Raw genomic sequence first — 10,745 nt, 5'->3', positions numbered from 1 at the left:
CTCGCAAACTTTCTAACTCGCAAACTTGCTAACTCACTAACTCACTAACTCACTACTAAATCTTATGCGGCGGCACTAAAACGCTTTTCAGCATTTCATTTTCCATAAATAACACCCCTTGATAAACGCTTTCACCATCACTGGAAAATTCAAAAATAAACTCGCTTTTGATACCAGGTTTGCCGCTTTTTAAAAGGCCAAAGCGGCGTTTAGTGCAGGCGACACTCATTAATTGCACTTGTAGCTGGTCGCTTTGACGTTTTGCGTGTGCGTTGGCAGCTTCAGCAACTTTACGATTAAGCCAAAAAAGATAAATCACACCACCAATGATAATGAATGTCCATAAACTTGCCATTTACGAGAATAACCTTCCAATTGCTCGCGCGAGGGTTTCGCTGCGATTTTCTTTGCGAAGTAAACCTAATAGGTGTGGTCGAATACTCGGTATTGCAACTAAGTCAGCAAAAATACTTGGGAAAAGCTCTTCAATTTGCTGATGGTGGGCGCAATTGTCCATAAAAATATGTAACCGCTCGGGATCAGTGAGCAAGTTAAAACAACGTCCTGCAATGGTCAGTAAAACATCCGATTCTGTGGCGATTTCTGAATCTAAAAGAGTATCCACTAATTGTACCGTAAGTGTTTGCGCTTGTGCTTTTGACATTGCACGTAGGGCACAACACAGTGCTAAGGTATCTTTTTGCGCAATGGCTTGCTGGGCGTAGCTTAACAACTGTTGACTAAATACCGGCGGTATTTCAACATGTTCAAGCATTGCGCTGAGCGGTTGTAACACTTCAGCTGGCAGTTGCTCCCAGGCTTGTTGTAATGACGCTAGATTTTTATCGCTATCTAAGCGTAATGCAAAATCAGCAATCCCCTGTACTGCAACACTTTGCCAATTATCAAACCCTAGTTTGCCACTAAAATACAGTTGGGTGTACTCATAATATTGTGAGGCAGGTTGTTTTAATAACACTTTTAACTGTGCATTAAATGCAGCTAGTTTATTTGCGTTAGGTGTAAACACATATGGGTTATTATCAAGCTTCCCGTCGGCTTGCTCGCCGGTCAAATCATTGCCAAGTGCTTCTATCACCATATTGGCAAAGTGATCGCGACTGGCGCATACCAGTTTGCTTTGCTCATCAACTGGAAACTTTAAAAACCACACGTAGGGCTCGCTACTGGCTTTGCTATCCCAAAACTGAATAGCTAACCATGCATGGCCTGCGAGCGGGAAAGGATAGGGGATCTGTGCTTGCTCAATGGCTAAAAATTGCTTTTTATCTAGCTTGGTAATATGTCTGCCAATATCAAAAGCGCGCCAATTTGTACCTGCGCCATCAAGTAATTGCCCTAAGGTTGCGATCTGCTCGGTCATAATGATCCACTGATTTTTTACTGCAAAATTCGTTAAATTATACGCCATAGCAGGCCATGTGGGAACAGGGTATAATCAAGCAATGATAATCAACAAGGGTGGTTATGTACCAACAGACCCAAACTTACTTAACGCAACTCGAAGACTTATTAAAACAGCATCAACTTTGGCAAAATACTCCAATTGATCCGCAAGCGTTAAACTCAACAGTGCCATTTTGTCACGATACTATGGCGTTTGAGCAGTGGTTACAATTTGTATTTATTGAAAAAATGCAAATGTTAGTTGCTAAACAGCAGCCGTTACCGAGTAATTTTGCAATTGCACCGATGGCTGAGTTAATGCTTACTGAAAAGGCTGGAGGCGATGCCATCATCGCGTTACTCACAGAGTTTGATAATGTACTAGGAAGCAGCCATGAGTGAACGCCCTGAGCCAATTGAATTTGCTGAGCTTGAAATTTTATACCGTGATGAAAACTATATCGCAATTAATAAGCCTTCTGGTTTATTAGTACACAGATCATTTTTAGATAAACATGAAACACAATTTGCGATGCAGATGCTGCGCGATCAAATTGGCCAGCATGTGTTCCCTGTGCATCGTTTAGATAGGCCTACATCGGGCGTCTTACTGTTTGCATTGAGCTCTGAAGCTGCACGGGACATTAATCAGTTATTTATTGATAATCAAATCTCTAAACGCTATCTCGCGTTAGTGCGTGGTTTTGCGCCGGAGTCGGTGTTTTTAGATAAGCCACTAAAAGAACAGCTGGATAAAATTGCGGATAAGTTTGCTGATCAAAATAAAGCCCCACAAGAGGCACAAACTCTGTTTAACTGCTTGCAGCAAGCAACGTTACCGATACCAATTGATAAATACCCAACAGTGCGCTATTCGCTGGTGGAGTGCTTTCCTAAAACTGGTCGTAAGCATCAAATCCGCCGTCACTTAAAACATTTATCACTGCCTATAATTGGTGATGTTAATCATGGTGATAATCAGCATAACCAATTTTTTAGAGAGCATTTTGCATTACGTCGATTAATGTTATTTGCAACTGAGCTTAATTTTGTGCACCCTTATACTCAACAACAGATCAATATTAAAGCGCCGCTAGGTGAAGAAATGCTCACTATTTGTCAACAGCTTGGCTGGCCACATCAAGAGAGGGATTATTAATGGCAACGATTAGCATATTTGTAGGCAGTGTATATGGCGGTGCCGAGCGTTTAAGTGACGAAGTTATTGACGCAATAGAACAAGCAGGGCACAGCGTAAATTTAGTCGATCAACCAACCATTGCAGATATTCAACAAGCCACACATATTTTAGTTATCACTTCAACTACCGGGCAAGGTGATATTCCTGACAACCTTGCTGGTTTTTTTAACGAGTTGAATAGCACTTTTCCTATGTTAACTGCTAAGCCATACGGTATTATCGCTATGGGCGACCGAAGTTATGGTGATACGTTTTGTGGTGCAGGGCGAAGTTTTGATGAGTTATTTCGTGACTTACAAGCACAACCTATCGGCCATCGTTTAGAAATTGATGCCTGTGAAGATTTTGAACCTTGGCCAGTAACTCAGCCATGGCTCCAAGAGTGGTTAGCTAAGTTACCTCATTAGACAATAAAAAAGAGCGAAAACGCTCTTTTTTATTGTCTGTATTATTTCGCTTAGGTGCTTTTTACGTCCACTTTAAGCTTTAACTTTTGCCCTGGTTGTAAGTACTTTTGTCCTGCTAAGTTATTCCATTTGATAATATCGTTTACTGTTAAGTTAAACTTAGCTGCGATGCGAGCCAGAGAGTCACCACGGCGAACTTTATAGGTGATTGTCCGCTCGGTACTGACTAACGCCGCCTTAGGGGTCTTAGGGCTCTGATAAACCGTTAACTTTTGGCCTAAACGTAATACACTATTCTTTTTAAGTTTATTCCAGCTAGCGAGTTCATTAATGGTTACATCGTACTCTCGGCTTATATCCCATAAAGTGTCGCCACTTTTAACCGTATGAGACAGTTTCTTTTGACTATTGTTATTCACCGCCATACGCATTTGTTTTGGTAGGTGTTCGCTATTAATTGCACCGTCACTTAACGGCACTAATAATTGCTGACCAATACGAATGGTATTTGACTTTAGTTTATTGAGTGATTTGATAGCGCTGGTGCTGGTGGCAAACTTCTTCGCAATTACCGATAAGCTGTCACCGCTTGCGACAATATACTGTTGCCAACGCAGACGATCTTTCATCGCTGTTTTAGCTAATAACTGTTGAAACTGCTCAATTTTGTCTATTGGTAATAATAAAAAGTGAGGACCATTTGGATCCGTTGCCCAGCGATTAAAGCCAGGATTTAAACGATACAATTCAGTCAGGCTAATGTCAGCCATATCCGCAGCAAGTGCTAAATCAATTTGTGAACCTATATCAACGGCTTCAACAACTTGTGCATTGATAATCGGGTTCCACTTTACCCCAAAGTCATCTTGGCGTTTTAGTAAATCTGATAATGCTAATAGCTTTGGCACATAGGCGGTGGTTTCACTTGGTAAATCAAGAGACCAAAAATCAGTAGGCAAGTGCTTTTTACGGTTCTTTTTTATGGCGCGTAATAAACGCCCTTCACCTGAGTTATAGGCCGCAATGGCGTTGAGCCAATCACCCTCTAAGGTTTTATGTAAATAAGATAGATAATCAAGCGCCGCACGGGTTGATTGTACAATGTCACGACGACCGTCGTACCACCAGTTTTGCTTTAAATCAAAACGCTCACCAGTTTGTGGCATAAATTGCCAAATACCCGATGCACTTCGGTATGAGTAGCCAAACGGGTCAAAGGCACTTTCAACAATAGGCAGTAATGCTATTTCAATTGGCATATCACGCTTTTCAACTTCTTCTACAATAAAATGTAGATAAGGTTCCGCGCGTTTTGAGATGCGATCTAGATAAGCTTGATGTTTAGCATAATAATTACGCTCAGTGACAACTGGGCGATTTTGCGGCACTTCAATTGATAATTGGTAACGAATTCGCTCCCACACATCATCAAAAACGGGTGGTGCATCATCCAAGTCGTTAACTTGTTGGTATTGTGCATTGATCATCAATGCTTCACTGATATCGTGTGGGCTGGCGCCATTAAGTTGTGGCTGCTCTGCTTGATTGACGATAGCGTCATCAGATTGTGTTGATGTCAAGGTTTGACAACCACTTAGCACTAAAGCCAAGGCTAAAACGAGGGGGGATTTATTCATAAATACCAATACATCAGGTAAAAAACTCGGCGAATACTACCCGTTATGAGTCGGTATTACCACTTTATGACCGTTTAAAATATGCAACAATGCCGCTGTTTACCAGCTAACTAAATAATCTGCTTAGATTTATTAACTACAGGGCAGGTTTATTATATTAAAAATGATCTTTCCAGGTTCTCAGACCTGCGAAGTTTTGCCAAGGTTCAGTTTTTTGTGCTGAGTTTTTTCTGAGTCCTTTAAATTGTGCAGGCAATAGCGTGGTAATGCTTGGCAGCTCGCTACGCATAAACGGGTTTATTTTTAACTCTTGCCCTAAAGTACTCGGCAAAGTGATTAAGTCGTTGTTACGTTGCTCGTCAACCCAGTGTGAATAGTTGAGCAAGTCTTGATTATCCGGTTCAACGGCTAATGCAAATGCTAAGTTAGCTTGGGTGTATTCGTGAGTACAATAAATTTTACAATCATGCGGTAGCGCTTTTAGTTTGTTAAATGAGTGGTACATTTGCTCTGCTGTTCCTTCAAATAAGCGTCCGCAACCACCACTGAATAATGTATCGCCAGTAAAAGCGAGAGCAGGGTGGGTATAGCAAATATGATCTAAGGTATGTCCAGGTGTTGTTATGATGGAAAATTCTGTCCCAAGTACGGTTATCTTATCCGCGTCCATTAATGGTTTTGTGATCCCTTTAAATGGACTATTGTGTGGGCCATATACATCAATGCCCACAAATTTTTCACACAAAGCGGCTACGCCATCAGTATGATCATAATGATGATGGGTAACTAAAATACCCGCTAAGGTCAAACCAGCTTGGTTTAAATAAGTTAACACTGGTTCAGCTTGACCTGGGTCAACTACCCATGCTTGCGAACTTGTAGGATCGCTAAGGCACCAAATGTAATTATCAGAAAAGGCTTTAATTGCTTTGACTTGCACCATGTGACATTGCTCTATAAAGTGACGATATCAAACAGTATAACGAGCTCAGCGCATGAAACCAGCCCTTAGTTTTCAAGAAGGACCCAAACCACTGTCGTGGCAAGAGTTTCCTCATGGTGACTATTTACGTAGTGATATAGAACGTAAAATGGCCAAGTGGTTACCGCGGATGTTTGGCTATCACATGTTAAAACTCGGTAATCTCAGTGGCGAACTTAATACCAGTAAAAGTACCATTAAACACCAAGTCTGCGTAGCAGAGTCAGGACCATTTACAGGTGTTGTTGCCGATATAGATGAACTCCCTTTTTACGAGCACAGTGTTGATGCCTGTATATTAAGTCATTGCTTAGAGTATCACACCGATCCGCATCATATATTACGTGAAGCACACCGCACCTTAATACCAGGTGGCTATATGGTGATCACCGGGTTTAACCCATTTAGTTTATGTGGACTTGCGCAGTTGTTGCCCTTTAGCGGTCAAAAGTTGCCATGGACGGGACGCTTTTTCACTCCCGCACGGGTAAAAGATTGGCTTAACCTATTAGGTTTTGAAATAGTCAGTGATGAACGTTTTATTTATTCGTCATTAGCACGAGGCAACCGTTTATCGCGGTTTGCGCCATGGCGACGTTTTACCAAGCAATATCTAAAACCCATGGGAAGTGTGTATATGTTGGTCGCTCGTAAACGAGTTGCGCCTTTGACACCCATAAAGCCTAAATGGCACGCTCGTCCACAGTTTGCTCCAGTAAAAGGAGCTGGTTTACGGCAAACCTCAAAGCAACACTGTGAGCGGAAGCGTTAAATAACGCTGACTGTTTTGCTGTGCTTTTGGTAATTGGCCTGCGCGAATATTCATTTGTATTGCTGGGTGCAATAATTTAGGTGCACTGAGTGTTGCATCACGGGCGCTACGGGTTGTTATGTAATCTTGCTCAGAGGCTTGTAGATGAATATTACTGGTGCGCTGCTCGAGTACCGATGTTTTATTGGCAAGTGGGCGATCACCCGGCTGATAGTCGTGGCACATCCATAAAATAGTTTCATCGGGCAGGGCTAAAATACGTTGCAGTGACTGATAAAGCGTTTTGGCACTGCCACCTGGGAAATCACAGCGTGCAGTACCGCTATCGGGCATAAAAAATGTGTCACCAACAAACAAGTTGCCTTCAATTAAATAACACACACTGTCTGGAGTATGGCCTGGAGTCGCTAATACAGTAACCTTGTGTGCGCCCAGTGCAAAATGCTCGTTATCAGTAAATAGCTGTTCAAATGGGCTGCCATCACATGGCATATTAATATTATACAGGCGGCTAAAATGTTTTTGCACTTGTATTATTTTTTTACCCGTTGCTAACTTGCAAGGATGATATGTCGCAAGTTGCTGCTTTATATAACTGGCGGCAGTAATGTGATCTGCATGGGCGTGGCTTTCTAAAACCCACTCAAGAATAAGTTGGTTATCGTTTATATGGGCAATGATCTCGTCGGCGGTTTGAAAACTTAACGTACAGCTAGCAGCATCAAAGTCAGCAGGGGCATCGATCAACATGGCAGATTTAGTGGTTTGGCAAGACACTAAATAAGTAAAGGTAGCACTTTGCTGATGAAAAAAAGACTCGATCGAGATAGCCATTTAACAACTCCATTATTTAATATATCCAAATCTTATATCATATAACTAAGTTGTTAAATGGTTTATGATGAATTACCTACTAATATTATTCAGGGTTGTAACCTTCATCGACTAATAAATCTTTACTGCCAGCGGCATCACGCGCCAAATCATCAACAATTTCATTGTATTTATTGCCGCTATGACCTTTTACCCACTTCCAAGTCACATTATGACGGGCGCAGGCTGCATCAAGACGCTGCCATAAATCGACATTTTTAACTGGTTTTTTAGCAGCCGTTTTCCAGCCTCGCTTCTTCCAGTTAGCAAGCCATGATTCAATACCTTGTTTCACGTATTGGCTGTCGGTGGTGAGGTTTATCTCACACGGGCGGTTTAAACTCTCAAGAGCAACAATTGCTGCGAGCATTTCCATTCGATTATTGGTGGTGAGGGTATAGCCTTGGCTTAATTTTTTTTCGTGGTCATTATAAAACATAAAAATACCATAACCGCCGGGGCCCGGATTACCTAAACATGAGCCATCGGTGTAAATCTCTACGGTTTTTTGCACTGTTTTCCCTTGATCTTATGTACAATAAAGTGATTATAGAAAGATACCAGAGTCAGGCTAAATTCGATATGGCACGTAGACAAATAGTTTTAGATACAGAAACCACCGGCATCGACCCTAAACAAGGGCATCGTATTATTGAAATTGGCTGTGTGGAATTAGTGAATCGTCGTTTAACCGGCAATAACTTTCACGTTTATATCAACCCACAGCGCAAAAGTGACGAAGAAGCCATTGATGTTCATGGTATCACTAATGAGTTTTTACGTGATAAACCGTTATTCCATCAAATAGCTCAAGAGTTTCTCGACTATATTAGAGGGGCGGAGCTGGTAATTCATAATGCGCCGTTCGATGTCGGTCATATGGATAATGAATTTGCGTTGCTCAATCAAGGTTATCAAAAAACCCATGATTACTGCCAAGTTCTCGACACCCTCAAAATGGCGCGTGACTTGCATCCAGGACAGAAGAATAACTTAGATGCGTTATGCCGGCGTTATGATGTAGATAACGCTAAGCGTACCTTACACGGCGCACTACTGGATTCTGAGATCTTAGCTGACGTTTATTTAGCGATGACGGGGGGGCAGGTAAAGCTCAATCTTAATCAAAATAAAAATCAAGGCAGTGAGCAACAACAAAAAGAACTGCGTCGTTTAGATTCAAACCGTCCACCGCTGGTGGTCTTACAAGCCAATAATGATGAGCAACTCGCTCACGAAGAGCGATTAAATATAGTCAACGAAGCCGGTGGTCAATGTATATGGCGCGCCGAATAAGGCAAAACATGAGAAGCATAATGTTAGTTGTGTGCTTGGTTATGATGTTACCAAACACCAGCAGTGCAACAAATGAAGATAAAATAACCTTACTGCAGCGCGATGGGCGGCAAAATGAAATTCCTTTACTGGAAAATCGTTTTCGTATTGATTATAAAGTTGACGAAATCACCTTATTATTTTTTCGCAAGCCCGGTGCACCAGCAGTGGTATTGGTAAAACCCGATGGCAGTAAATATTATGCAACCTCGGCGAGAAAAGATGACAACCTACAATGGTTTGATGAGCTAAGTTATGATCTGATTACTATTAAGCAGCCAATGCCTGGGCCTTGGCAGGTCGTTGGTAGTATTTTGCCGAAAAGCCGGATTGTGGTGTTAGGAGAAGTAGAATTACAAGCCGAACCATTACCCCCATTACTGTTTCGTGGCGAAACAGTTAAAATTACAGGGCAAATACTAAATGATGGTGAGCCGATTCAAGTGGGCTTGTTTCGGGATGTGGTCAGTTTAAATGTTGACTTTATTAGCACCAATAACAGTGACTTTGCAAACTTTGGCGCTGGCACTCAGAATGTTGCTGAATTTAAAGACGATGGCCGTGGTTTCGATGAGCGCCCTAAAGATGGTATTTTTACCGGTGAATTTAAATTAGTTTTCCCAGCCGGACAATGGCGACCAGAGCTATATATTGAAACCCCATTATTAAAGCGCACCGTCGTGCAAGATCTTATCGAAGTTAAAGAACCCCCCTTTAGTTATGAAATCGCCTTAGCCGAAGATGACCTGCAAGAACATCAATTAACCATTACCCTCGATAACCAAATAGTGCAACCAGATACGGTATTGATCCAAGGTAAAATTTATTACCCCAATAATGAAGAGCAAATGTTTACGCTTGATGCTAAAAACAGTTTGACCCGTCAGCTGACGATTAAAAATTATGATTGGGGGCGATACAGTATTGAACTGTCTGTTTTTGGTACTAATGTTAATGGGCGCGAATTTATGGCGACTTTACCGACCTATAAATTTGAAATAGAACGACCAATAGAAGTGGTGCCTGAATTACCAGAACCAATTATTACCCCAGCACAGCAACAAGAAATAGAAAGAGTTGCTAAGGAAGCCGAATCAATGGCAACAATTACATTTATTAGTTTAATTGTTGGCGGGAATTTACTGGTTTTGCTGTTGGGTTGGTTAGCAATTCGTGTATTTGTGCAGAAAAAATCAATCATGCCGAAAATCAACTTACCATTTTTGAAGAAAAAAACAGCAGTTGAAAATGAGCCGCAAAGTAATGAAAAAAAAGAACTCGACAAAAATGGTTCAAAAAGTGATAGATCCGGTGAAATTTTAAACCTTTCGATGTCAGATGACTAAAAAACCTGTAAAAAAACAAAAAAGCCCTTGACGAAGTAGGGGTTGGTTCGTATTATTCACGCCGCTGTCAGGGGAGACTCAGACAGCAACGAAAATGTGGAGTGGTAGTTCAGTTGGTTAGAATACCGGCCTGTCACGCCGGGGGTCGCGGGTTCGAGTCCCGTCCACTCCGCCAATTTTCGACAATTTGTAAGTAGACGCTGGAGTGGTAGTTCAGTTGGTTAGAATACCGGCCTGTCACGCCGGGGGTCGCGGGTTCGAGTCCCGTCCACTCCGCCAACACTTACACAACATATGGTTGTAAAACATATTCTTATTATGGAGTGGTAGTTCAGTTGGTTAGAATACCGGCCTGTCACGCCGGGGGTCGCGGGTTCGAGTCCCGTCCACTCCGCCAATAAGAAAAAATAACAGTTTAAATATGCGCTGGAGTGGTAGTTCAGTTGGTTAGAATACCGGCCTGTCACGCCGGGGGTCGCGGGTTCGAGTCCCGTCCACTCCGCCAACTATTTAAACAATGTTATATTACAAAATTTGTATGCTGGAGTGGTAGTTCAGTTGGTTAGAATACCGGCCTGTCACGCCGGGGGTCGCGGGTTCGAGTCCCGTCCACTCCGCCAACAAATTAAGTAATAACAAGTATAATGATATCTCTGCGGCGTGGTAGTTCAGTTGGTTAGAATACTGGCCTGTCTCGCCGGGGGTCGCGGGTTCGAGTCTCGTCCCCTGCCCCACTCGATATCAGTAAAAAAACTACAAATTGCATTACCCTATGAACATACCAC

At 42.2% G+C, this 10,745-nt stretch carries 12 protein-coding genes and 5 tRNA genes; 11 read left to right on the top strand and 6 right to left on the bottom strand.

Annotated features, from left to right (window positions below; all coding sequences use genetic code 11):
- Positions 1-55 precede the first annotated feature (55 nt).
- Positions 56-355 (bottom strand): DUF3301 domain-containing protein, encoded by a 300-nt coding sequence (locus H5163_RS20560; RefSeq protein WP_145241637.1) that lies wholly within the window; start codon positions 353-355, stop codon positions 56-58.
- Complete coding sequence (locus H5163_RS20555; protein WP_145241667.1) at positions 356-1,384, bottom strand: DUF3549 family protein; 1,029 nt, start codon at positions 1,382-1,384, stop codon at positions 356-358.
- Between the two features lie 104 nt (positions 1,385-1,488).
- On the opposite strand from H5163_RS20555, the gene H5163_RS20550 reads away from it, so the two are divergent.
- The 3 genes from H5163_RS20550 to H5163_RS20540 are packed head-to-tail and all read left to right on the top strand — an operon-like array spanning position 1,489 to position 3,015.
- Positions 1,489-1,809, top strand: a complete 321-nt coding sequence (locus H5163_RS20550; protein WP_182731913.1) for a YqcC family protein — start codon at positions 1,489-1,491, stop codon at positions 1,807-1,809.
- Complete coding sequence (gene truC / locus H5163_RS20545) at positions 1,802-2,566, top strand: tRNA pseudouridine(65) synthase TruC (protein WP_145241641.1); 765 nt, start codon at positions 1,802-1,804, stop codon at positions 2,564-2,566. Before H5163_RS20550 ends, truC begins: the two co-directional genes overlap by 8 nt.
- On the top strand, positions 2,566-3,015 hold the full coding sequence (locus H5163_RS20540; protein ID WP_182731914.1) for a flavodoxin: 450 nt from the start codon (positions 2,566-2,568) through the stop codon (positions 3,013-3,015). The genes truC and H5163_RS20540 overlap by 1 nt, the downstream gene beginning before the upstream one ends.
- 50 nt (positions 3,016-3,065) lie before the next feature.
- Here the strand turns inward: H5163_RS20540 and H5163_RS20535 are convergent, their stop codons facing one another.
- A complete protein-coding gene (locus tag H5163_RS20535) occupies positions 3,066-4,652 on the bottom strand; it encodes a LysM peptidoglycan-binding domain-containing protein (RefSeq protein WP_182735852.1) in 1,587 nt (528 codons plus the stop codon).
- Between the two features lie 157 nt (positions 4,653-4,809).
- On the bottom strand, positions 4,810-5,595 hold the full coding sequence (gene gloB, locus H5163_RS20530; protein ID WP_145241647.1) for a hydroxyacylglutathione hydrolase: 786 nt from the start codon (positions 5,593-5,595) through the stop codon (positions 4,810-4,812).
- 52 nt (positions 5,596-5,647) lie between these two features.
- On the opposite strand from gloB, the gene H5163_RS20525 reads away from it, so the two are divergent.
- Complete coding sequence (locus H5163_RS20525) at positions 5,648-6,406, top strand: class I SAM-dependent methyltransferase (protein WP_145241649.1); 759 nt, start codon at positions 5,648-5,650, stop codon at positions 6,404-6,406.
- On the opposite strand, the gene H5163_RS20520 is transcribed toward H5163_RS20525, so the two are convergent.
- Positions 6,377-7,240, bottom strand: coding sequence for an MBL fold metallo-hydrolase (locus H5163_RS20520; protein ID WP_182735851.1), 864 nt, complete (start codon positions 7,238-7,240; stop codon positions 6,377-6,379). The two genes, H5163_RS20525 and H5163_RS20520, sit on opposite strands and share 30 nt — an antisense overlap.
- A gap of 85 nt (positions 7,241-7,325) precedes the next feature.
- Entirely contained in the window at positions 7,326-7,793 is a 468-nt protein-coding gene (gene rnhA / locus H5163_RS20515) for a ribonuclease HI (protein ID WP_145241653.1), read from the bottom strand.
- Positions 7,794-7,861: 68 nt separating this feature from the next.
- On the opposite strand from rnhA, the gene dnaQ reads away from it, so the two are divergent.
- The 7 genes from dnaQ to H5163_RS20480 all read left to right on the top strand — a co-directional run bounded on the left by dnaQ (position 7,862) and on the right by H5163_RS20480 (position 10,580).
- Positions 7,862-8,575 (top strand): DNA polymerase III subunit epsilon, encoded by a 714-nt coding sequence (gene dnaQ / locus H5163_RS20510; protein WP_145241655.1) that lies wholly within the window; start codon positions 7,862-7,864, stop codon positions 8,573-8,575.
- Positions 8,576-8,583: 8 nt separating this feature from the next.
- Positions 8,584-9,960 carry a TIGR03503 family protein gene (locus H5163_RS20505; protein WP_149982935.1) on the top strand — a complete coding sequence of 459 codons (1,377 nt, stop codon included), beginning with the start codon at positions 8,584-8,586 and terminating at the stop codon, positions 9,958-9,960.
- A 98-nt stretch (positions 9,961-10,058) separates the two neighbouring features.
- A tRNA-Asp gene (locus tag H5163_RS20500) sits at positions 10,059-10,135 on the top strand.
- Between the two features lie 27 nt (positions 10,136-10,162).
- A tRNA-Asp gene (locus H5163_RS20495) sits at positions 10,163-10,239 on the top strand.
- A gap of 41 nt (positions 10,240-10,280) precedes the next feature.
- A tRNA-Asp gene (locus H5163_RS20490) sits at positions 10,281-10,357 on the top strand.
- A 31-nt stretch (positions 10,358-10,388) separates the two neighbouring features.
- Positions 10,389-10,465: transfer RNA gene (locus tag H5163_RS20485), tRNA-Asp, on the top strand.
- Positions 10,466-10,503: 38 nt separating this feature from the next.
- A tRNA-Asp gene (locus tag H5163_RS20480) sits at positions 10,504-10,580 on the top strand.
- Positions 10,581-10,745: the final 165 nt, after the last annotated feature.

The organism is Pseudoalteromonas sp. SG44-8, assembly GCF_014164125.1.
Lineage (GTDB): Bacteria > Pseudomonadota > Gammaproteobacteria > Enterobacterales > Alteromonadaceae > Pseudoalteromonas > Pseudoalteromonas rhizosphaerae.
The sequence above is the reverse complement of the archived record's forward strand: the minus strand, read 5'-3'. Positions and strand labels throughout refer to the sequence as shown.